The organism is Pseudomonas parafulva NBRC 16636 = DSM 17004 (genome assembly GCF_000730645.1).
GTDB lineage: Bacteria > Pseudomonadota > Gammaproteobacteria > Pseudomonadales > Pseudomonadaceae > Aquipseudomonas > Aquipseudomonas parafulva.
Genome location: NZ_BBIU01000036.1, coordinates 40,845 through 62,029, shown reverse-complemented (window position 1 = coordinate 62,029; position 21,185 = coordinate 40,845). Strand labels below are relative to the sequence as shown.

The window sequence follows — 21,185 nt, the reverse complement described above, 5'->3', positions numbered from 1 at the left end:
AACACTCCATTAGGCGGCGCCACCCGCCAGGGGGCGCCACCGAAATCAAATACGCCGGGCGGCGTAACGCTTGAGCATGCTCGGGACGTCGAGAATCAGCGCAATGCGGCCGTCGCCAGTAATCGTGGCCCCGGACATGCCAGGGGTGCCCTGCAGCATCTTGCCCAACGGCTTGATTACCACTTCTTCCTGGCCGACCAGTTGATCGACGACAAAGCCGATGCGCTGGGTACCGACCGAAAGAATCACCACATGCCCTTCGTGCTGTTCCTCATGGACCTGGCCCTGAACCAGCCAGCGCTTGAGGTAGAACAACGGCAGCGCCTTGTCACGCACGATCACTACTTCCTGGCCATCGACCACGTTGGTGCGTGACAGGTCCAGGTGGAAAATCTCGTTGACGTTGACCAGCGGGAAGGCGAATGCCTGGTTGGCCAGCATCACCATCAGGGTCGGCATGATCGCCAGGGTCAACGGCACCTTGATGACGATCTTCGAGCCCTGGCCCTTGGCCGAGAAGATGTTGATGGAACCGTTGAGCTGGGAAATCTTGGTTTTCACCACGTCCATGCCCACGCCACGCCCGGACACGTCCGAGATTTCGGTTTTGGTCGAGAACCCGGGGGCGAAGATCAGGTTGTAGCAGTCCGACTCGCTCAGGCGCTCGGCGGCGTCCTTGTCCATCAGGCCCTTTTCCACGGCCTTGGCACGCAGAATGTTCGGGTCCATGCCTTTGCCGTCATCGGAAATCGACAGCAGGATGTGGTCACCCTCCTGCTCGGCCGACAACACCACCCGCCCGGTACGGGCCTTGCCGGCTTCCTCACGCTCGTCGGGCATCTCCACACCGTGGTCCACGGCGTTGCGCACCAAGTGCACCAACGGGTCGGCCAGCGCCTCGACCAGGTTCTTGTCCAGGTCGGTTTCTTCGCCCACCAGTTCCAGGTTGATTTCTTTCTTCAACTGCCGGGCCAGGTCGCGTACCAGGCGCGGGAAGCGCCCGAACACCTTCTTGATCGGCTGCATGCGCGTCTTCATCACCGCGGTCTGCAGGTCGGCAGTGACCACGTCCAGGTTGGACACGGCCTTGGACATGGCCTCGTCGCCGCTGTTCAGGCCCAGGCGCACCAGGCGGTTACGCACCAGCACCAGTTCGCCGACCATGTTCATGATCTCGTCGAGGCGCGCGGTATCGACCCGCACGGTGGTTTCGGCCTCGCTGGCGCCATGCTTTTCGGCTGCAGGCGCCGGCACACGGGGTGCCGGGGCTGGGGCGGGCTTGGCGGCAGCCGCGGGCGCCGCTGCGGCAGGCCGGGCGACAGGCGCAGGCTCGGCCTGGGCAGCAGCTGCTGGCTGTACCTTGGCCGGCGCTTCGGCAGCGGCCACCTCCCCGGTGAACTTGCCCTTGCCATGCAGTTGGTCCAACAGCGCCTCGAATTCGTGCTCGCTGATTTCGTCACCCACCGCAGCCGTGGCTTCGGCCACCGGTGCCGGAGCTTTCGCGGCAGGCAAGGCATCGGCCTGGAAGGTGCCCTTGCCATGCAACTGGTCGAGCAGGGATTCGAACTCGGCATCGGTGATTTCGTCGCTGGCCGCCTGCTGGCTGGCAGGCGCAGGTGCAGCGGCCACTTCGGCGCTGAACTGGCCCTTGCCGTGCAACTGGTCGAGCAACGATTCGAATTCCGCGTCGGTGATGTCATCACCGCCCGCGCTAACGACTTCGTCTTGCACCTGTTCGGCGGCGGCCTGCGCCTTCACCGCATCCAGCGAGTCGAGCAACTGCTCGAATTCGCTGTCGGTGATATCCGCGTCGGCTTCGGCCTCAGCCACAGGAGGCTGGCCCACCGGCTCGGGCGCTACCGCTGCAGGCGCCGGGGCCGGCGCTGCGGCACCCGGCTCGGCCAGCCGCGCCAGGGCGGCCAGCAGCTCGGGCGTGGCAGGCGTCACTTCGCTGCGCTCGCGCACCTGGCCAAACATGCTGTTGACGGTATCCAGTGCTTCGAGCACCACGTCCATCAACTCCGAGTCGACCCGGCGCTCACCTTTGCGCAGTACGTCGAACACGTTCTCGGCGATGTGGCAGCACTCCACCAGCTCATTGAGCTGGAGGAAGCCGGCGCCCCCTTTTACAGTGTGGAAACCGCGAAAAATCGCATTGAGCAAGTCGGCATCGTCTGGCCGGCTTTCCAGCTCGACCAGTTGCTCGGACAGTTGCTCAAGTATTTCGCCGGCCTCTACCAGGAAATCCTGGAGGATTTCTTCATCGGCGCCGAAGCTCATCAAACGTGCTCCTTAAAAACCCAGGCTGGACAGCAGATCATCGACATCGTCCTGACCGGACACAACGTCTTCACGCTTATCGGCATGAATCTGCGGACCTTCACCCCGAGTCGGATGTTTTTCTCGATCTTTTTCTGCACGCAATTGATCTTGGTCATGCTGGATGCCGGCGAAGCGGTCCACCTGGCTGGCCATCATCACCAGTTTCAGCAGGTTGCTTTCCACTTCCGTCACCAGCGCAGTGACCCGTTTGATCACCTGCCCGGTCAGGTCCTGGTAGTCCTGGGCCAGCAGAATGTCGTTAAGATGGCCAGCCACCTTGCGGTTGCCTTCAGCGCTGTGCGTCAAGAAACTGTCGACACGTTTGACCAGGTCGCGGAACTCCGTGGCGGCCACTTCACGGCGCATGAAGCGCTGCCAGTCTGCGCTAAGGGCATTCGCTTCGGTGGCCAGGCCGTTGAGCACCGGGGTGCTTTCTTCGACCAGGTCCATGGTGCGGTTGGCCGCGCCTTCGGTGAGCTTGACCACATAGGACAGGCGCTCGGTGGCGTCGGTAATCTGCGACACCTCTTCAGCCTGCGGGATGGTCGGGTCGATCTGGAAACTGACGATGGCGCTGTGCAGCTCACGGGTCAGCTTGCCAACTTCCTGGTACAAGCCGCGATCGCGGGTCTGGTTCAGCTCGTGAATCAGCTGCACCGCCTCGCCGAAACGGCCCCGCTCCAGGCTTTCTACCAGCTCCTGGGCATGCTTCTTGAGCGTGGATTCAAACTCGCCCAACGACGTTTGTGATGAATTCATGGCGCGCCCCCTGACGTGACTCAGCCGTTGACGCGTTCGAAGATCTTCTCGATCTTTTCTTTGAGAACCTGCGCGGTGAACGGCTTGACCACATAGCCGTTAACGCCGGCCTGGGCCGCTTCGATGATCTGGTCACGCTTGGCTTCAGCCGTCACCATCAGCACCGGCAAGGCCCTGAGCTTGTCGCTGGCGCGCACCTTGCGCAGCAGGTCGATACCCGACATGCCCGGCATGTTCCAGTCGGTCACCAGGAAGTCGTAGTGGCCGTTTTCCAGCATCGGCAGCGCCGTGGTGCCGTCATCGGCTTCTTCGGTGTTGCTGAACCCCAGGTCACGCAGCAGGTTCTTGATGATCCGCCGCATCGTCGAAAAGTCGTCGACGATGAGGATTTTCATGTTCTTGTCCAATTAGACCTCCAAGCAGTCTCAAACGCGCTCGGCCCCGAGCGCGCACTCAATCAATTCGGTACAACGTGGAAAACGACTACAACGACAGCGGGCTCAACGTGCCCGCCATTCCCCCAGACGGCTGCGCAAGCGCGCGGCGCATTGGCTGTGCAACTGGCTGACCCGCGATTCGCTGACACCAAGGACCTCGCCGATCTCCTTGAGGTTCAGCTCCTCGTCATAGTAAAGCGCCAGTACCAGGCGCTCACGCTCGGGCAGGTTGGCAATGGCATCGGCCAACGCAGCCTGGAAACGCTCGTCCTCCAGGCCACGGGCAGGCTCAGCCTGGCCACTGGCACCATCCTCATGCAGCCCTTCGTGCTCGCCGTCCTGCAACAGGTCGTCAAAACTGAACAGGCGACTGCCCAGGGTATCGTTCAAGATCCCGTAGTAATCATCGAGACTCAACTTGAGTTCGGCAGCAACTTCATGATCTTTAGCGTCACGGCCGGTTCTTGCTTCAACGGCGCGCATGGCATCACTGACCATGCGGGTGTTGCGGTGCACCGAACGCGGCGCCCAGTCACCCTTGCGCACCTCGTCGAGCATGGCCCCGCGGATGCGGATGCCGGCGTAGGTTTCGAAGCTGGCGCCCTTGCTGGCGTCGTATTTGTTGGCCACTTCCAGCAGCCCGATCATGCCGGCCTGGATCAGGTCCTCGACCTGGATGTTGGCTGGCAGCCGGGCCAGCAGGTGGTAGGCAATGCGCTTGACCAGCGGGGCGTAGCGCTCGATCAGCTGGTACTGCGCGTCCTTCGACGCGCGGCTGTACATCTTGAAGCCGCTGGCACTCATAGCACCGGACCCGCACTGGTGGGTTGCACCAGGCGCTCGACGAAGAACTCCAGGTGGCCGCGTGGGTTGGCTGGCAACGGCCAGGTGTCCACCTTCTGGGCGATGGCCTTGAAGGCCAGGGCGCATTTGGAGCGCGGGAAGGCTTCATAGACCGCGCGCTGTTTCTGCACGGCCTTGCGCACGCATTCGTCGTACGGCACGGCGCCCACGTATTGCAGGGCCACGTCCAGAAAACGGTCGGTAACCTTGGTCAGCTTGGCGAACAGGTTGCGCCCTTCCTGCGGGCTCTGCGCCATGTTGGCCAGCACGCGGAAGCGGTTCATGCCGTAGTCGCGGTTCAGCAGCTTGATCAGCGCATAGGCGTCGGTGATGGACGTGGGCTCGTCGCACACCACCAGCAGGACCTCCTGGGCGGCGCGCACAAAGCTGACCACCGAGTCACCAATACCGGCAGCGGTGTCGATCACCAGCACGTCAAGGTTGTCACCGATCTCGCTGAACGCCTGGATAAGCCCCGCGTGCTGGGCGGGCGCCAGGTGCACCATGCTCTGGGTGCCCGAGGCGGCCGGCACGATACGCACCCCGCCAGGGCCCTGCAGCATCACATCGCGCAGCTCGCAGCGCCCCTCGATCACGTCTGCGAGGGTGCGTTTGGGGGTGAGGCCCAGCAGGACGTCGACATTGGCCAGGCCCAGGTCGGCGTCCAGCAGCATAACCCTGCGGCCCAGTTCGGCCAGTGCCAGGGACAGGTTCACTGAAACGTTGGTCTTGCCGACGCCACCTTTGCCGCCGGTCACGGCGATCACCTGTACGGGATGCATGCTACCCATGTCTGTTCTTTACCTTGTCTCGCTGGGACTCAGGCCACACGAAGGGCAATTCTGCGTGCCCCTTGGCATAGCTACCTTGCACACACTTCATGTTCAACCCACTCGCCGAGGGTTGTGGTAGAGATCAGCGAACATGTCGGCCATGGCCTCTTCGCTGGGCTCATCCTGCTGTTGCACACTGACCGCCCGGGTGACCAACTGGTGCCCGCGTGGCAGGTGAAGATCGTCCGGAATGCGCGGCCCATCGGTCAGATAGGCCACCGGCAGCCGGTAGCTGATGGCAAGGCTCAGCACATCGCCGAGGCTTGCCGATTCATCAAGTTTGGTCAAAATGCAACCGGCCAGGCCACAGCGGCTGTAGCTGTGGTAGGCGGCGGTGAGCACCTGCTTCTGGCTGGTGGTGGCCAGCACCAGGTAATTCTTCGCGGCGATGCCCCGCCCTGCCAGGGTTTCGAGCTGCATGCGCAGGGCCGGGTCGCTGGCCTGCAGGCCAGCAGTGTCGATGAGCACCACGCGCTTGCGCAGCAGCGGCTCCAGCGCCGCCGCCAGGGACTGACCGGGGTCGACGTAGGTGACAGGCACGTTGAGGATGCGGCCCAGGGTCTTGAGCTGCTCCTGGGCACCGATGCGAAAACTGTCCATGCTCACCAGCGCCAGGTTGTTCGCGCCGTACTTGAGCACATAGCGCGCGGCCAGCTTGGCCAGGGTGGTGGTCTTGCCCATGCCGGCCGGGCCGACCACGGCAATCACACCGCCCGCCTCGATCGGCTCCACCTCCGGGATATCGATCATGCGTGCCAGGTGCGCCAGCAGCATGCGCCAGGCATGGCGCGGCTCCTCAATCTCGCCGGTCAGCGCCAGCAGCTCACGGGCGATCGGCCCGGACAGGCCCAGGCGCTGCAGCCGGCGCCACAGCGTAGCCTGTTGCGGCTTGCTGCCTTGCAGCTGGGTCCACGCCAGTGAGCCCAGTTGCACTTCAAGCAACTGGCGCAGGCCCGAAAGCTCGGAGCGCATGGCCTCGAACAGGCGCGGGTCTACCGACGCCTGCGCAGGGGCAGCGGCCGGCTGAGGGGCATCCACATGGGGTTCAACCAGCGGTTCGGCAGCGGTCAACGATTGCCCGGCAAACAATTGGCGGTTGCTCTCGCTGTTGTCCTGACGCTGGTCGAGCTCGGCCTGAACCGTGGCAATGCGCGAGTGGGTCTTGCGCAGTTCTTCTTCAAGCTCGGCATTGGGCACCCGCGGTGCCAGGGCGGACAATTTGTAGTCGAGCGCCGCCGTCAGCTCGACACCGCCGGCAATGCGGCGGTTACCGATGATGGCCGCATCAGCGCCCAGCTCATCGCGAACCAGCTTCATGGCCTGACGCATATCAGCAGCGAAAAATCGCTTAACTTGCATTATCCACTACCTCAGCCGTTAGGGCCCACGGTGGCAACGATGGTGACTTGCTTGTTGTCAGGAATTTCCTGATACGCCAGCACGTGCAGGTTCGGTACAGCCAGCCGGCCAAAACGCGAGAGCATGGCGCGGATCGGGCCGGCGACCAGGAGGATGGCCGGTTGGCCCTGCATCTCCTGACGCTGGGCGGCTTCGATCAGCGAACGCTGCAGCTTTTCGGCCATGCTCGGCTCCAGAAGAACACCGTCTTCCTGACCTTGCCCGGCCCGTTGCAGACTATTGAGCAAAATCTGTTCCAACCTGGGCTCAAGGGTGATCACAGGCAGCTCGGACTCAACGCCTACAATGCTTTGCACGATGGCGCGACACAATCCGACGCGCACTGCCGCTACCAGCGCGGCGGTATCTTGACTCTTGGCCGCATTGTTGGCGATGGACTCGGCAATGCTGCGAATGTCCCGCACCGGCACCTGCTCTGACAACAGCGCCTGCAATACCTTCAACAGCCCCGACAAGGAAATGACACCCGGCACCAGTTCTTCAGCCAGTTTAGGCGAAGCCTTGGCCAGCACCTGCAGCAGTTGCTGAACTTCCTCGTGGCCGATCAGTTCGTGGCAGTGTTTCTGCAGGATCTGGTTAAGGTGGGTGGCCACCACGGTGCTGGCATCAACCACGGTGTAGCCCAGTGACTGCGCCTGGGAGCGCTGGCCCACGTCGATCCACACCGCTTCCAGGCCGAAGGCCGGGTCACGGGCGGCGATGCCGTTGAGGGTGCCGAACACCTGGCCGGGGTTGATGGCCAGCTCGCGGTCCGGGTAGATCTCAGCTTCGGCCAGGATCACGCCCATGAGGGTCAGGCGATAGGCACTGGGCTGCAGGTCGAGGTTGTCGCGAATATGCACAGTGGGCATGAGGAAGCCCAGGTCCTGGGACAACTTCTTGCGCACGCCCTTGATACGCGCCAGCAACTGCCCGCCCTGGTTGCGGTCCACCAGGGGGATCAGGCGGTAGCCCACTTCCAGGCCGATCATGTCGATCGGGGTGACGTCGTCCCAGCCCAGTTCCTTGGTTTCGGCTGCGCGCTGTGGCGAGGGTAGCAGGTCTTGTTGGCGTTGCGCTTCCTGCACCGCCAGCTGTTTGGTTTTCTGCTGCTTTTTCCAGACCAGGTAGGCGCCACCGCCCGCCATCAGGCCAAGGCTGAGGAAGGCGACATGGGGCATGCCGGGTACCAGGCCCATGACGATCATCAGCCCCCCCGACACCGCCAGCGCCTTGGGCGAGTCGAACATCTGCCGGTTGATCAGCTTGCCCATGTCCTCGGAGCCCGAGGCGCGGGTAACCATGATGGCGGCGGCAGTGGACAGCAACAGCGATGGCAACTGCGCCACCAAACCGTCACCGATGGTCAACAGTGCGTACACCTTACCGGCGTCGCCGAAGCTCATGCCATGCTGCAGCATGCCGATCAGCATGCCGCCGATCAGGTTAATGAACAGAATCAGCAGGCCGGCAATGGCGTCACCGCGCACGAACTTGCTGGCACCGTCCATCGAGCCGTAGAACTCGGCCTCCTGGGCCACCTCGCTACGGCGCGCCTTGGCCTGGGCCTGATCGATCAGGCCAGCGTTGAGGTCGGCGTCGATTGCCATCTGCTTGCCGGGCATGGCGTCCAGGGTGAACCGCGCACTTACCTCGGAGATACGCCCCGCGCCCTTGGTCACCACCACGAAGTTGATGATCATGAGGATGGCGAACACCACGGCACCGACCACGTAGTTGCCGCCGATCACTACTTCGCCAAAGGCCTGTATCACCTTGCCCGCAGCGCCGTGGCCCTCTTGGCCGTGCAGCATCACCACCCGGGTGGATGCCACGTTCAGGGCTAGGCGCAGCAGCGTGGCCACTAGCAGGATGGTGGGGAACGCAGCGAAGTCGAGCGGGCGCAGGGCGTAGACGCACACCAGCAGCACCACGATCGACAGGGCGATGTTGAAGGTGAAGAACACGTCCAGCAGGAACGGGGGGATCGGCAGCATCATCATTGCCAGCATCACCAGCAACAAAATCGGCACGCCCAGGTTGCCCCGGCCAAGCCCGGCCAGGTTGTGGCGGGCGTTGCTGATTAACTGAGTGCGATCCACCGCGAGTCCTCTTGATGCAAAACTTTGACGCCAGATGGGCGCCTGGCGCTGGCATTGCAAGAAGCTTTCCAACTTTGGGGGGCTGAGAGATAAATCGGTTTGTCCCAGCACAGGGACTGAAATGCATGACCTATCGATGACCGCCACCGTATAAAAGCGAGGTTTGCATGGATGAAACCCATGGTGACGGTCGGACAAGGTCACTGCATCACTCCGGCCAACAGCGTGGGACGCCAGTAGCGGGAGCCATCAGGGTTCTGCATTTCCCCGTCGAGATGAATGAGCATTGCGATGAGCATGCCCTGACGGGGCCCGCAGCCGAGAGCCGTTGCCACGCAGCGTTGACATTCTCAAAGCTTATCGTACGACGTTTTGAATGACTCAATCCTCACCCAGAGGTAAAGACGCGCCGCGGATTGTAGATGCCTCGACTTAATGCTTAACATGCAAGCTCGCCCAACGCAGGATGCTAAAGACATTGGAACATCGCTGACGTTGAAGCCATCCAATCCGTTATATAGAAACGCCCGTGAAGATGGCTGAGGTTTCAGCGTTGTGCTACCTTCGGCATGCTTTTATAACGATCTCGGAGATTAGCGTGTCCCCGCTTCCTGACAGCTTCACAGTGCCAACAGGTTATCAGCAAAAAACCGCGATGGCGTTTGTTGCTGACTCACTTCGCAATGGCATCCTTTCAGGCAAGATTCCAGAGGGTGCACAATTGCGCCAAGATGAATTAGCGGCCAAATTCGGTGTAAGCCGCATGCCGATCCGTGATGCTATAAGACAACTCGAAGCGGAAGGATTGGTTACCACCGAGCGCAACAAAGGTGCGTTTGTCTCCGTTATGACGATTGACGATGTGGTCGAGATTTACGACATGCGCATCATGGCAGAAACGACTGCATTGGATTTTGGGTTTGGCGACATTTCCAATGAAGATATCTTGGAGATGGAAAAATGCATCCAAGCAATGGCTACCCAGCGAGATCCCCACACGCTAGGCGAGCTAAATGAGCAATTTCACAATTTTCTGTACGCGCGGTCAAAACGCCCTCGGCTGCTGGCACTCATAAAGTCGCTTCATCAAGCCGTCGACAGACACCTCCGTTTTTTGCTCAGCAACTTGGACTATCACCAGAAATCCGAAGAGGACCATTTTACCATTCTCGAGGCTTGCCGTAGGGGGGACCGTGAATTAGCCAAACACGTGCTACGGCACCACCTAGAAGCGGGAAGAGATGAGATCGTTAATTTCCTGAGTCGCCATCAGGGCATTAATTCGTAGCAGTCAAGGTTCCGACGATGCCCTGATCACAGCGCTGACCAACTCGTCTACGATGCTTTCAAGCGAATAGCCTGTGGCTTGGAACATTTTAGGGTACATACTCGCTTTGGTGAATCCAGGCAATGTGTTCACTTCATTCAGAATAAGCTCATCATTGTTCTGAAGGAAAAAATCGATCCTGGCCAAGCCTGTCAGGCCCAAGCATCGGAATACCTCCAAAGACAGCTGTTGGATGCTCATGGACAGCGTCAAAGAGACAGGGCTAGGCACAAGCAGCGTCGAGGGCTGATGAGCAGTGTACTTGGCATCGTAGTTATAAAAATCATGGCCAGTGACGGGCACAATTTCACCGGGCAGTGATGCAATGGCTCGCCCACGCCGCTCTAGGATTCCACACTCAATTTCCCTGCCTTTGATCTCTTTTTCCACGATCACCTTTGGATCCAAGTGTCGAGCCGCCGCGTAAGCCTCACGGTATTCGGACTCGCAGGTCACTCGCGCCACACCAATGGAAGATCCAGAAGTGGCAGGCTTCACGAAGAGCACCTCTCCGCCCAGGGAATCTAACAACCAAGACCAGGGGTGCATCTCATAATCCGCAATCCAGGGAGCCACCTTGATCCCCGCTGCGCTTACGAGTCGCTTGGTGACGTCTTTGTCCATGGAAACCGCAGAGCCGAGTATTCCCGAGCCGACGCACGGAATACCACACATAGCACTCAGCCCCTGGATCGCACCGTCTTCCCCATACAGTCCATGAAGTGCCGGAAAAATCAGGTCGACCGCGATTTCTTCTGAAGCAGATCCCGGGCCTGAATGGATCAACGCTGACCTACCAGGCTGCAGCGTCAGTACAGGTGCAGTTGTGTCCACCTCCCCCGGGAACTCACGTGGTCGGCCTTGGTAACGCCATACGCCGGTTCTGTCGATTCCAACGCAATGCACTGAGTGACCCAGAGAAATCAGGGCCTGGTGAAGGTTGCGGGCCGACATGAGAGATACGGCGTGCTCAGTGCTTCGCCCACCAAAAATTAGCGCAATAACATTTTGTTTCATTTTAGATCTCAAGGTACGGTTCGGCTCGGCTACTGTATCCAATATCCAATAAAGCGCAACGGCACGGACGCCTTTTCTCAACGAAATGGATGATCTATGCCCTTGTCTACCTCACCCACCTCCTCCACCAACAATCCTGCCTCTCGACGCTCTGGCTGGGCGTACAGCCGCCAGATCCGGGCCGTCGCTGTTTCAGCTCCCGAGTCTCCCAAGGGCGCAAAATCCACCCGAGCCTTGAATAGCTGCGAGCCTGTGAGCCTATTTAATGCCTGCAGGCACGCAGCGTATCTGGCGCAAATCGGAGGACGTACTGGAGGCTTAGGAACACATAGGCCGACACCTGGGCGACGACCAAGTACAGGCCCTCAGGGATTTTGCGCTTCACTTCGGTGGACTAGTAGATCGCCCCGCCACGGCCAGCGCCGGGGAATCCAGAATTTATGTTTGTTTGAGGCCAGTTATGCCGGTGGCGTTTGCGCGCAACCCCCTTGCGCATCACGCGACATCGTGCCGTACCCACTAGGCAGTCGCGCGCGCCTGTCATAGGCGTGACTGGCCCGAAGTAAGCGTAGGAGCGAGCAAAGCTCGCGATGCGCCGCGCGGGCGGCGCTCGGTCTAATAGGCGCAGACCGCGTTGTGGCGAGCACTTGGCGGCCCTGATGCAATCTCGGCCTGGGACCCTTCACCGGCAAAATGCGGTTGGGCTGGCAGGTGTTCGCCTTTACAGGTGCAGCGCTTGGGAGATCGAGCGCCGCCCGCGCGGCGCATCGCGAGCTGCGCTCGCTCCTACGTTTTTTTCTGGCCAGTGTTGCCTGTGGCAGGATGCGCGAAGCTGTGTACAGCCATGCGCCGGGTCAATTATCCCGCCGCAAGTCCGCCGGAATCGGCAGGTCATCCTTAAGCGGATCCGGGCGCTTGCCCTTGCCAGCGCGGTACTGGCGGATCTGGAACACATAGGCCAACACCTGGGCAACGGCCAGGTACAGGCCCGCAGGGATTTCATGCTCCACGTCGGTGGAATAGTAGATCGCCCGCGCCAGCGCTGGTGACTCCAGAATCTGCACCTTGTGCTCTACCCCGATCTCCCGGATCTTGAGCGCCATGAAGTCGCTGCCCTTGGCCAGCAGCAAAGGCGCCGCATTGCCGTTTTCGGGGTCGTATTGCAACGCCACTGCGTAATGGGTGGGGTTGGTGATGATCACGTCGGCCTGGGGCACGGCCGCCATCATGCGCCGCTGCGACACCTCGCGCTGCAACTGGCGGATACGTTGCTTGACCTCAGGTTTGCCTTCGCTGTCCTTGTATTCGTCGCGCACTTCCTGCTTGGTCATCTTCATTTTCTTGTGCGTCTGCCACAGCTGGTACGGCGCGTCCGCTGCCGCAATCAGCAGCAGCCCGGCAGACATCCACAAGGCACTCCAGCCCACCACCTGCAAGCTGTGAATGATCGCCTGCTCCAGCGGCTCGTTGGCAATCGACAACAAGGCCTGGCGGTCGTTGACCAGCACCACCACGGCCACGATCAGAATCACGCAAAACTTCGCCATGGCCTTCAGCAGTTCGGTCAGGCCGTGCATCGAGAACATGCGCTTGAGCCCCGACAGCGGGTTCATGCGGCTGAACTTGGGTTGCAGCAGGCTACCGGAAAACACAAAGCCGCCCAGGGCGATCGGGGCCACGAAGGAGATCACGAACAACAGGATGAGCAAAGGCTGTACAGCCCAGATGGCCATCTTGCCGGACACCAGCAAAAACGCACCCATCGACCGCTCATCGACAATCACCTCACGGGTGAGGCTGAAGTTCATGCGCATCAGCGTCAGCAACGTCTCGGCCAGGTTTCCGCCAAACGCCAGCAGCCCGCCGGCGCCCGCCAGGGTCACCGCCACCGTGTTCAGCTCTTTGGAGCGCGCGATCTCGCCCTTTTCGCGGGCGTCGCGCTTGCGTTTCTCGGTGGGGTCTTCTGTCTTGTCCTGACCGCTCTCGCTCTCTGACATGCTCAGCGCGCCCTCGCCAGTTCACGCAGCCATTGCAGCGTCTCGCTGGCCAATGCCTGGTAATGGGACAACACATCGGCCAGGCCCACCCAGAAGATCAGCATGCCCATGACCAGTGTCAGCGGCAAACCGATGGAGAAGATGTTCAGTTGCGGCGCCGCCCGTGTCATTACGCCAAAAGCGACGTTCACCACCAGCAAGGCGGCAATCACCGGCAAAATCAAAATCAACCCGGCCGCGAACATCCAGCTCATGCGCCCGGCCAACTCCCAGAAGTGGTTCACCATCAGTGCACTGCCCACCGGCAAGGTGGTGAAGCTTTCGGTCAGCACCTCGAACACCACCAGGTGCCCGTTCATCAGCAGAAACAGCACACTCACCAGCATGGTCATGAACTGGCTGATGACCGCCACGTTCACGCCGTTGGCCGGGTCCACCATCGACGCGAACGCCATGCCCATCTGCACCGCCACGATCTGCCCGGCAATGACGAACGCCTGGAACAGCAACTGCAGGGCCAAGCCGAACAGCGCGCCCACGATGATCTGCTCGGCGCACAGCAGCAGCCCGCGCAGGCTCAGGGGGTCGAACTGGGGCAATGGCGGTAGCGCTGGCACGATCACCACGGTAATCGCCACCGCAACGTACAGGCGCACCCGCGCCGGCAGCATGCGCGTGCCGAAGATGGGCATGGTCATCAGCACCGCCGTCACCCTGAACAACGGCAGGATGAACGTGGCTACCCAGGTGCCGATCTGCGTGTCAGTCAGTTCCAGCATCAGGCCGTCAACCGATCAGTTGCGGAATGTTGGTGTACAGGTTGGTGATGTACTCCATGAACTTCTGCACCAGCCAGGGCCCGGCCACGATCAGCGTGACCAGCATCACCAGCAGGCGCGGCAGAAAGCTCAGGGTCTGTTCGTTGATCTGCGTGGCGGCCTGGAACATGGCCACCATCAACCCCACCAGCAGGCTCGGCACCACCAGCACGGCCACCATCAGCGTGGTCAGCCACAAGGCATCGCGGAACAGGTCGACAGCAACTTCAGGCGTCATTCACAGCGCTCCCAGGCGGCATCACACGCCACCAAAACTGCCAGCCAGCGTACCCATGATCAGCGCCCAGCCATCCACCAGCACGAACAGCATGATCTTGAACGGCAACGAGATGATCAGCGGCGACAGCATCATCATACCCATGGCCATCAACACACTGGCCACCACCATGTCGATGATCAGAAAGGGAATGAAGATCATGAAGCCGATCTGGAACGCCGTCTTCAGCTCGGAGGTGACAAACGACGGCACCAGAATGGTCAGCGGCACCTGGTCGGGGCCGGTGATGTCGGTGCGCTTGGACAGGCGCATGAACAGGTCCAGGTCGCTTTGCCGGGTCTGCGCAAGCATGAAGTCCTTCAGCGGCCCCTGGGCCTTGTCGATGGCCTCCTGCGCGGTCATCTGCTCGTTCAGGTAAGGCTGCAGGGCGGTCTGGTTCACCCGGTCGAACACCGGCGCCATGATGAACAGGGTGAGGAACAGCGCCATCCCCGTCAGGATCTGGTTGGACGGTGTCTGCTGCAGGCCCAGGGCCTGACGCAGGATGGAGAACACAATGATGATGCGGGTGAAGCTGGTCATCAGGATGACGAACGCAGGGATGAAGCTCAGCGCCGTCATGATCAGCAGAATCTGCAGGCTGACCGAATACTCCTGCTGCCCGTTCGCCCCGTTGGACAAGGTGATGGCGGGGATCGACAAGGGGTCGGCGGCCAGGGCCAGCGGCGCGGCCAGCAACAGCAGCAGGGTGAACAACGTACGCAGCGTGGCGCTCATCGCGTCTTGTCCTTAGGGTCCTTGCCCATCAGTTCCATCAGCCGTTGGGCAAACTCAGGCGTTGCCTGGCGCGCCCCCTGCGGGACCTCGACCGGCTCTGCCAGTACATGCAGGGTCTCGATGCTGCCGGGGCTGTGACCGATCAGGATCTGCTCCTTGCCCACCTGCACCAGCAGCAACCGGTCCCGCGGGCCGATGGCGCGGCTGCCGACGATCTCGATCACCTGCCCGCCCTTGACCGCCGAGCCCTGCACACGCCGCAGCAGCCATGCCAGCAGAAAGATCAGCCCCACTACCAGCAGCAGGCCGAACACCATCTGCGCCAGCTGGCCGCTCAGGCTGCCCGGTGGCGCCGCCGAGGTCAGTGCCGGCGTGGCGGCGGCCTGGCACAGCTGGCTGGCCAACAGTGCGATGGGTGCCGCGATGGCGCGCCTCATGCCCTTCACTCAGCGCAGCTTCTTGATACGTTCGCTGGGGCTGATCACGTCGGTCAGGCGAATGCCGAACTTCTCGTTGACCACCACCACCTCGCCATGGGCGATCAGCGTACCGTTGACCAGCACGTCCAGCGGCTCACCCGCCAGGCGGTCGAGCTCGATCACAGAGCCCTGGTTGAGCTGCAGCAAGTTGCGGATGTTGATTTCGGTGCTGCCCACTTCCATGGAAATGCTCACCGGGATGTCCAGGATCACATCAAGGTTCGGGCCTTCCAGGCTGACGTTGGGGTTGGGCTTGGGCGAGCTGGCAAACTCTTCCATGGGCAGGCGACCCGGCCCTGGGTTGTTGCTGGTATCGCCCAGCAGTGCATCGATATCGGCCTGGCCGGCCGCGCCGGTTTCCTCCAGCGCCGCGGCCCACTCATCGGCCAGCGCCTGGTCTTCTGGAGAGGTGATCTCGTTTTCGTTAGCCATGGTTTCCTCGACAGGCATTCAATTCGGTAAAAGCGAGCGGCACGCGCTCAGCGGCGTTCGATCGGGTCGATGATCTGCAGGGCCAGGTTGCCCTTGTGCGAGCCCAGGCGCGCCTTGAACGCGGGTACGCCATTGGCGCGCAGCACCAGGTGCTCGGGCAGCTCGACCGGGATCACATCACCAGGCTGCATGTGCAGAATGTCGCGCAGTTTCAGCTGGCGGCGGGCGACGGTGGCGGTCACCGGCACGGCAACGTCCAGCACGTCTTCGCGCAAGGCCTTGACCCAGCGCTCGTCCTGGTCGTCCAGGTCGGACTGGAAGCCCGCATCGAGCATCTCGCGCACCGGCTCGATCATCGAGTACGGCATGGTCACGTGCAGGTCGCCGCCACCGCCGTCCAGTTCGATGTGGAAGGTGGACACCACCACCGCCTCGCTGGGGCCGACGATGTTGGCCATGGCCGGGTTGACCTCGGAGTTCATGTACTCGAAGTTCACCGGCATGATCGCCTGCCAGGCCTCTTTAAGGTCGATGAAGCACTGGTCCAGCACCATGCGCACCACCCGCAATTCGGTAGGGGTGAACTCGCGGCCTTCGATCTTGGCGTGGCGGCCGTCGCCGCCAAAGAAGTTGTCCACCAGCTTGAACACCAGCTTGGCGTCGAGGATGAACAGCGACGTGCCGCGCAGTGGCTTGATCTTCACCAGGTTCAGGCTGGTGGGCACGTACAACGAATGCACGTACTCACCGAACTTCATCACCTGCACGCCCCCCACTGCCACGTCGGCAGAGCGGCGCAACAGGTTGAACATACTGATGCGGGTGTAGCGGGCAAAGCGTTCGTTGATCATTTCGAGGGTAGGCATGCGCCCCCGAACAATGCGGTCCTGGCTGGTCAGGTCGTAGCTTTTGATGCTGCCAGGCTCGGATGCACTCTCGGTCTGTACCAGACCGTCGTCGACGCCATGCAACAGGGCATCGATCTCATCCTGGGACAGCAGGTCCTGTACGGCCATTGCCCACTCCTACTGCAATACGAAATTGGTGAACAGCAACTGGTCGATTACCGGCTTGCCGACTTCCTTCTGGGCCACTTCCTGCACCACCACGGTAGCCTTCTGGCGCAGCATCTCTTGCCCCACTGCACTGCTGGCCAAGGTATCGAAGCCAACCCCGGAGAACATCATCACCAGGTTGTTGCGGATCACCGGCATGTGCACCTTGAGCGCGTCCAGGTCCGCCTGGTTGCGGGCCTGCAGGGTGATGCTGACCTGCATGTAGCGCTGGCGGCCGTTCTGGTTGAAATTGACGACGAATGCCGGCGTCAGTGCCTCGTAGATGGCGGCGGGCTTCACGTTGGTAGCGGCGGCATCGGCAGCCGGGGCTGGCTCGCTCTTGTGCATGAAGAACCAAGTGGCGCCCACCGACAGGCCAACGGCCAGCAACAAGCCGGCAACGATGAGCAGGATCAGCTTGAGTTTGCCTTTAGCGGCGGGGTCTTTCACTGCTTCGGTATTCGCCATGCCAATAATCCGTCGTCCATCAGGGGTTATAGGAAGAATGGGATGGCTTGAGCAAGTGTTATGCCAGATTGCGCGCAGCCCTGGTTACGGCTGCGCGAAGGGGGAATCGCCGTGTTGGCGAATCAGGCGTAGTAATCGACCGCGCTGTCGCCGATGACCACCTGCTGCTCGACGGGCCTGGATGCCTCGGTCGCTTCAGCGGCGCCCTGCTCCGCTCGGCGCGCAGCCACCCCGGACAGCTGGCTGCCCTGCTGCTGCGCCTGGCCTTGCTGCTGGCCGCGGGACTGGTCGGCAACGTTGACGTCCGGCTGCGCCAGGCCCTGCTGGGTGAACAACTCCCGCAGCCGGTGCACCTGGCTGTCCAGGGCGTCGCGTACGCCAGCGTGGCCGCTGATGAAGGTCACCTGGGTGGGCTGGTCGGCGGCCACATTGACACGGATATCCAGGCGGCCCAGCTCGGCCGGTTCCAGTTGGATATCCGCCGACTTCAGGTTCTGGCTGGACAGGTACATCACCCGGTTCACCAAACCTTCGGTCCAGGCACCCTGGTTCATCGGCAGAGGCTGGTGCAGCGGGTTGGCGTTGACCGGTACGGCATTGGCGGTCTTCGCTGTGGCCGCCTGGGTCAGGTTGGCCAGGCGGCTGGCGAAATCATCAACCCGGGTATCGCTGGCGGCGCTCTTGGTATCCTTGAGGCCATCTTCAAGCAGGGCGCCGAAGGCCTTGCCGCCAGCACCGTCGGCCTCGCCCTCGGCACTGGTCACGCCACCCGCCAAGGTATTGACGGCAGCAGCATTGCTTTCGCCCTGGGTACGGTCCGCGTCCAGCGCATGAGCCGATGTACTGCCTTTGGCCTGGGCGCTGTGCTCAAGTGCCAGGCGCAGCGTCGGTAGATTGGCGAGCGGGTCAGCATCTGGGTCAAACGCCTGCTCGGCAGGTGACTCTTCAGGCTGCGGGCCGGCGGCCTGGAGCACGGGTGCCACGGCCTGTGCCTGGGCCTGGATCAGTTGCGCGCCTGGTGGGGCGTCGGTGACCTGCCCAGCGACGAGGCTGGCATCACGCATGCCGGTATCGGCCGCAGTGGTGTCCTCGGCCGGCAACTTATTGCCGTCATCGGCAACCTTGCCCTTGTCGGCTGCCGACTGCTTGCCGCTTACAGCCCCATCGCTCTTGTCCGACGGTTTGCCGGCAACAGTTTTATCGGCAGGGCCGGCAACCTTGTCGCGCCCCTGACGCGCCATTACCTGGCCGAAACCATCGCCGTTGTTGCCCTGTACCTGCGGCGTTTTGCCCGCTGACGCGGGCGCCGTACGGGAGGCATCGCCAAGGGTATTGGCTTGCAACAAGGGGTTGGATGCGACAGGCATTGAGCGGTCTCCGCGCCATAAACTGAATGATCACATCGGTGTATGAGCAAAAGTCGCGCCAAGTTACCTGTCAGCCTGCGGATATTCCCTGCTGCTCGGCACGGTAGAAGCGCTGCACCTCGGCGAACTCCTGATCGATACGGCTGATCAGGTCTTCGATGCCGAACAAAGGGGGGCGGCGGGCACGGTCCTCCAGTTGCTGGCACAGGCCCGCCAGCGCAACGGCGCCCATGTTGCTGCTGCTGCCCTTGAAACTGTGGGCAGCGGCGCCCAGCTCCTGGGCGCTGCGCGCCGCATGCAGTTGCCCCAGGCGTCGCTCGGAGTCGTCTAGAAAGGTCTGTACCAGCTGCAGATAGCCATCTTCCATGACTTCTCGCAGGTCGCTGAGTACCTTGTGGTCGATATGCATGTCAGCCACTTGTTCGCTCCTTGATCAAGCCAGATAAATGCCCGAGCCCGCCCCAGGCTCACCAGGCGAACTCCACGCGTGCGCACCGGCCACCTTCGGCCCAGGTTGCACTGCTGGACAGGCGCCGGACCAGTTCCAGCCCGCGCCCACTCAGCCCTTGTTGCAATGCCGCCCGTGACAGCACCTGCTGCACGTCGAAACCCTCACCGCTGTCACGCACGTCGATCTTCAGACGCCCGCCCTGGGCATGCGGTTCAACCACAAGGTCGATGCGCACGAAGCCCTCGCTCAACAATGCCAGGCGCCGAGCGCGCTCCTGATAATAGTCGGCAAACCCCTGCACATCCCGCTTGAGCTGCGAATCCAGGCCAAGCACGCCATGTTCAAGCGCGTTGGAGTACAACTCGCTGAGCACACTGTACAGGTTCCCGCCACGGGTACGCAGGCCATGAACCTGCTGCAACAACTGCACCAGGTACGGTACGGGGTTGAACTGACGCAGGCTTTGCCCGCGAACCTCGAACCCCAGCGACCAGTCTGCCGGGCTGGTCGGGCCGCTGTCCGGGTAGTTTACAGGAGCCGGCAACGGCTCTTGGGCGCCGGGCATGCGGATATCGCACAAACTGATGTCATCCCGTGGCTGCCCACCAAACAGCGCCAGCGCCTGCATCAGCTCACTGAACAGCAGCGCTGGCTCGCGATTGCCGGCCAACACCGACCGCAGGCGCTGCTCGCCGAACAGGCGCTCCTGGGCATCTGCTGTTTCCAGCACGCCGTCAGACAGCAACAGAACCCGCTCGCCTGCGGCCAGCGGCCATACCTCGACAGCGTCATCGAACTGCCCAGGCCCCAGAATACCCAACGGTAGATGACGTGACTGCAATGGCGTCAGTACAGCACCTTCCGCCGACAGGCGGTAGCCGTCGGGCATGCCGCCGTTCCATACCTCCACTACCGCCCGCTGCTGGCTGAGGTTGAGCAACAGCGCGCAGCAGAACATGTCCACGGGCAGGATGCGTTTGAGCTTGGCGTTCATCTCGCGCAGCACCTGGGGCATGGTGTAGCCCTTGGCCGTCATGCCGTAGAACACCTCGGCCAGGGGCATGGCGCCGACCGCTGCCGGCAGGCCATGGCCGGTGAAATCCCCGAGGAATACGCGCATGTCACCGGACGGCGTAAAGGCCGCGAGCATCAGGTCGCCATTGAACAGTGCGTAAGGCGACTGCACAGAGCGGATGTTGGGCGCGCCAAGGCAACCGGAGTGGGCGACCTTGTCGAATACCGCCTTGGCTACCCGCTGCTCATTCAGCAGGTGGTGGTGGTGCCGGGCGATCTGGTCACGCTGCTGGAGCACCGTGTCCTGCAGCCGGCGCAGGCGGTCCATGGCGCGGATCTTGGCGGCCAGGATCACGGCACTGTACGGCTTGGCCATGAAGTCATCGCCGCCCGCCTCCAGGCACCGCACCAGCGCCTGCTCTTCATTGAGGGATGTCAGAAAGATGATCGGCACCAGCGCCTCGCCGGCCAGGGCCTTGATCTGCCGCGCGGCCTCGAAACCATCCATCACCGGCATCAGCGCATCGAGCAGCACCAGCTGCGGGCGCCGTTCGCTGAACAATGCCACCGCTTCCTGGCCGTTCTGCGCAGTGACCACCTGGTGCCCCTGGCGCTTGACGATCCGCGCCAGGAGCATGCGGTCGACGTCACTGTCCTCAGCAACCAGCACCGTCAAACCCTGCCCGGCCGGCATATTGGCGCTCAACTGATGTCGAAGAGTTTGTCGAAATTGGAGATGGCGAGGATCTTGCGCACATCCGAGCTGGCGTGCACCACCCGCACATCGGCTTCATCGCCCCCGGCGTAGTCGCGCAGCATCAACAGCATGCCCAGCGCCGAACTGTCGAGGTAAGTGGTGTCTTGCAGGTCGACCACCACCGCATCGGGGCGGCTTGGCTGACGCTCGTAGGCATCGCGAAATTCCTGGTGCCTGCCGAAATCGAAGCGCCCTTTGATCCTGATCGTGAGCTTTTTGCCGTCCTGCGAAAAATCCGTTTCAACTGCCATTTCAGCGATTCCTTCGATGATGGCGGGTGCGTCCTCATGAAGG

21 protein-coding genes are annotated in these 21,185 nt (G+C 61.9%); 1 reads left to right on the top strand and 20 read right to left on the bottom strand.

The window, feature by feature from the left end; translation table 11 throughout:
- Positions 1–45: 45 nt before the first annotated feature.
- The 7 genes from PPA02S_RS19425 to flhA form a co-directional block, all read right to left on the bottom strand.
- Entirely contained in the window at positions 46–2,280 is a 2,235-nt protein-coding gene (locus tag PPA02S_RS19425; protein WP_028633447.1) for a chemotaxis protein CheA, read from the bottom strand.
- 12 nt (positions 2,281–2,292) lie between these two features.
- Positions 2,293–3,081 (bottom strand): protein phosphatase CheZ, encoded by a 789-nt coding sequence (locus PPA02S_RS19420; protein WP_028633448.1) that lies wholly within the window; start codon positions 3,079–3,081, stop codon positions 2,293–2,295.
- 20 nt (positions 3,082–3,101) lie between these two features.
- On the bottom strand, positions 3,102–3,476 hold the full coding sequence (locus PPA02S_RS19415; protein ID WP_161629585.1) for a chemotaxis response regulator CheY: 375 nt from the start codon (positions 3,474–3,476) through the stop codon (positions 3,102–3,104).
- A gap of 105 nt (positions 3,477–3,581) precedes the next feature.
- Positions 3,582–4,322, bottom strand: coding sequence for an RNA polymerase sigma factor FliA (fliA, locus tag PPA02S_RS19410; protein ID WP_028633450.1), 741 nt, complete (start codon positions 4,320–4,322; stop codon positions 3,582–3,584).
- On the bottom strand, positions 4,319–5,152 hold the full coding sequence (fleN, locus tag PPA02S_RS19405; protein WP_028633451.1) for a flagellar synthesis regulator FleN: 834 nt from the start codon (positions 5,150–5,152) through the stop codon (positions 4,319–4,321). Before fleN ends, fliA begins: the two co-directional genes overlap by 4 nt.
- Before the next feature lie 93 nt (positions 5,153–5,245).
- A complete protein-coding gene (flhF, locus tag PPA02S_RS19400; protein WP_028633452.1) occupies positions 5,246–6,553 on the bottom strand; it encodes a flagellar biosynthesis GTPase FlhF in 1,308 nt (435 codons plus the stop codon).
- Between the two features lie 11 nt (positions 6,554–6,564).
- Positions 6,565–8,694, bottom strand: coding sequence for a flagellar biosynthesis protein FlhA (gene flhA, locus PPA02S_RS19395; RefSeq protein WP_028633453.1), 2,130 nt, complete (start codon positions 8,692–8,694; stop codon positions 6,565–6,567).
- A gap of 598 nt (positions 8,695–9,292) precedes the next feature.
- Here flhA and PPA02S_RS19390 point away from each other — a divergent pair.
- The gene (locus PPA02S_RS19390; protein WP_033728009.1) at positions 9,293–9,982 is read left to right on the top strand and encodes a GntR family transcriptional regulator; all 690 of its coding nucleotides are present in this window, start codon (positions 9,293–9,295) and stop codon (positions 9,980–9,982) included.
- A 3-nt stretch (positions 9,983–9,985) separates the two neighbouring features.
- Here the strand turns inward: PPA02S_RS19390 and PPA02S_RS19385 are convergent, their stop codons facing one another.
- The 13 genes from PPA02S_RS19385 to PPA02S_RS19325 all read right to left on the bottom strand — a co-directional run bounded on the left by PPA02S_RS19385 (position 9,986) and on the right by PPA02S_RS19325 (position 21,142).
- Positions 9,986–11,038 (bottom strand): D-alanine--D-alanine ligase family protein, encoded by a 1,053-nt coding sequence (locus tag PPA02S_RS19385; RefSeq protein ID WP_042141844.1) that lies wholly within the window; start codon positions 11,036–11,038, stop codon positions 9,986–9,988.
- Between the two features lie 854 nt (positions 11,039–11,892).
- Positions 11,893–13,035: a flagellar biosynthesis protein FlhB gene (gene flhB, locus PPA02S_RS19380; RefSeq protein ID WP_028633456.1), complete on the bottom strand. Its 1,143-nt coding sequence runs from the start codon at positions 13,033–13,035 to the stop codon at positions 11,893–11,895.
- A 2-nt stretch (positions 13,036–13,037) separates the two neighbouring features.
- On the bottom strand, positions 13,038–13,814 hold the full coding sequence (fliR, locus tag PPA02S_RS19375) for a flagellar biosynthetic protein FliR (protein ID WP_028633457.1): 777 nt from the start codon (positions 13,812–13,814) through the stop codon (positions 13,038–13,040).
- A gap of 7 nt (positions 13,815–13,821) precedes the next feature.
- Positions 13,822–14,091: a flagellar biosynthesis protein FliQ gene (gene fliQ / locus PPA02S_RS19370; RefSeq protein WP_028633458.1), complete on the bottom strand. Its 270-nt coding sequence runs from the start codon at positions 14,089–14,091 to the stop codon at positions 13,822–13,824.
- Positions 14,092–14,112: 21 nt separating this feature from the next.
- Entirely contained in the window at positions 14,113–14,868 is a 756-nt protein-coding gene (gene fliP / locus PPA02S_RS19365; protein WP_028633459.1) for a flagellar type III secretion system pore protein FliP, read from the bottom strand.
- A complete protein-coding gene (fliO, locus tag PPA02S_RS19360; RefSeq protein ID WP_028633460.1) occupies positions 14,865–15,314 on the bottom strand; it encodes a flagellar biosynthetic protein FliO in 450 nt (149 codons plus the stop codon). The genes fliP and fliO overlap by 4 nt, the downstream gene beginning before the upstream one ends.
- On the bottom strand, positions 15,315–15,779 hold the full coding sequence (fliN, locus tag PPA02S_RS19355) for a flagellar motor switch protein FliN (RefSeq protein WP_028633461.1): 465 nt from the start codon (positions 15,777–15,779) through the stop codon (positions 15,315–15,317).
- Between the two features lie 47 nt (positions 15,780–15,826).
- Positions 15,827–16,795, bottom strand: a complete 969-nt coding sequence (gene fliM, locus PPA02S_RS19350; protein ID WP_028633462.1) for a flagellar motor switch protein FliM — start codon at positions 16,793–16,795, stop codon at positions 15,827–15,829.
- Between the two features lie 9 nt (positions 16,796–16,804).
- A complete protein-coding gene (gene fliL / locus PPA02S_RS19345; RefSeq protein WP_028633463.1) occupies positions 16,805–17,302 on the bottom strand; it encodes a flagellar basal body-associated protein FliL in 498 nt (165 codons plus the stop codon).
- Between the two features lie 122 nt (positions 17,303–17,424).
- Complete coding sequence (locus tag PPA02S_RS19340) at positions 17,425–18,669, bottom strand: flagellar hook-length control protein FliK (RefSeq protein WP_028633464.1); 1,245 nt, start codon at positions 18,667–18,669, stop codon at positions 17,425–17,427.
- 70 nt (positions 18,670–18,739) lie between these two features.
- Positions 18,740–19,087, bottom strand: a complete 348-nt coding sequence (locus PPA02S_RS19335; RefSeq protein WP_028633465.1) for an Hpt domain-containing protein — start codon at positions 19,085–19,087, stop codon at positions 18,740–18,742.
- A 49-nt stretch (positions 19,088–19,136) separates the two neighbouring features.
- Positions 19,137–20,828 carry a fused response regulator/phosphatase gene (locus PPA02S_RS19330; RefSeq protein ID WP_028633466.1) on the bottom strand — a complete coding sequence of 564 codons (1,692 nt, stop codon included), beginning with the start codon at positions 20,826–20,828 and terminating at the stop codon, positions 19,137–19,139.
- An 8-nt stretch (positions 20,829–20,836) separates the two neighbouring features.
- Entirely contained in the window at positions 20,837–21,142 is a 306-nt protein-coding gene (locus PPA02S_RS19325) for an STAS domain-containing protein (protein WP_028633467.1), read from the bottom strand.
- Between the last annotated feature and the right edge of the window lie 43 nt (positions 21,143–21,185).

Coding starts and splice junctions, on each gene's coding strand:
- flhF (WP_028633452.1), bottom strand. CDS start 6,553: ATGCAAGTTAAGCGATTTTTCGCTGCTGATATGCGTCAGGCCATGAAG.
- fliL (WP_028633463.1), bottom strand. CDS start 17,302: ATGGCGAATACCGAAGCAGTGAAAGACCCCGCCGCTAAAGGCAAACTC.
- fliR (WP_028633457.1), bottom strand. CDS start 13,814: ATGCTGGAACTGACTGACACGCAGATCGGCACCTGGGTAGCCACGTTC.
- fliP (WP_028633459.1), bottom strand. CDS start 14,868: ATGAGCGCCACGCTGCGTACGTTGTTCACCCTGCTGCTGTTGCTGGCC.
- PPA02S_RS19340 (WP_028633464.1), bottom strand. CDS start 18,669: ATGCCTGTCGCATCCAACCCCTTGTTGCAAGCCAATACCCTTGGCGAT.
- PPA02S_RS19415 (WP_161629585.1), bottom strand. CDS start 3,476: ATGAAAATCCTCATCGTCGACGACTTTTCGACGATGCGGCGGATCATC.
- PPA02S_RS19325 (WP_028633467.1), bottom strand. CDS start 21,142: ATGGCAGTTGAAACGGATTTTTCGCAGGACGGCAAAAAGCTCACGATC.
- PPA02S_RS19385 (WP_042141844.1), bottom strand. CDS start 11,038: ATGAAACAAAATGTTATTGCGCTAATTTTTGGTGGGCGAAGCACTGAG.
- fliN (WP_028633461.1), bottom strand. CDS start 15,779: ATGGCTAACGAAAACGAGATCACCTCTCCAGAAGACCAGGCGCTGGCC.
- fleN (WP_028633451.1), bottom strand. CDS start 5,152: ATGGGTAGCATGCATCCCGTACAGGTGATCGCCGTGACCGGCGGCAAA.
- fliQ (WP_028633458.1), bottom strand. CDS start 14,091: ATGACGCCTGAAGTTGCTGTCGACCTGTTCCGCGATGCCTTGTGGCTG.
- PPA02S_RS19420 (WP_028633448.1), bottom strand. CDS start 3,081: ATGAATTCATCACAAACGTCGTTGGGCGAGTTTGAATCCACGCTCAAG.
- PPA02S_RS19425 (WP_028633447.1), bottom strand. CDS start 2,280: ATGAGCTTCGGCGCCGATGAAGAAATCCTCCAGGATTTCCTGGTAGAG.
- flhB (WP_028633456.1), bottom strand. CDS start 13,035: ATGTCAGAGAGCGAGAGCGGTCAGGACAAGACAGAAGACCCCACCGAG.
- fliA (WP_028633450.1), bottom strand. CDS start 4,322: ATGAGTGCCAGCGGCTTCAAGATGTACAGCCGCGCGTCGAAGGACGCG.
- PPA02S_RS19330 (WP_028633466.1), bottom strand. CDS start 20,828: ATGCCGGCCGGGCAGGGTTTGACGGTGCTGGTTGCTGAGGACAGTGAC.
- fliM (WP_028633462.1), bottom strand. CDS start 16,795: ATGGCCGTACAGGACCTGCTGTCCCAGGATGAGATCGATGCCCTGTTG.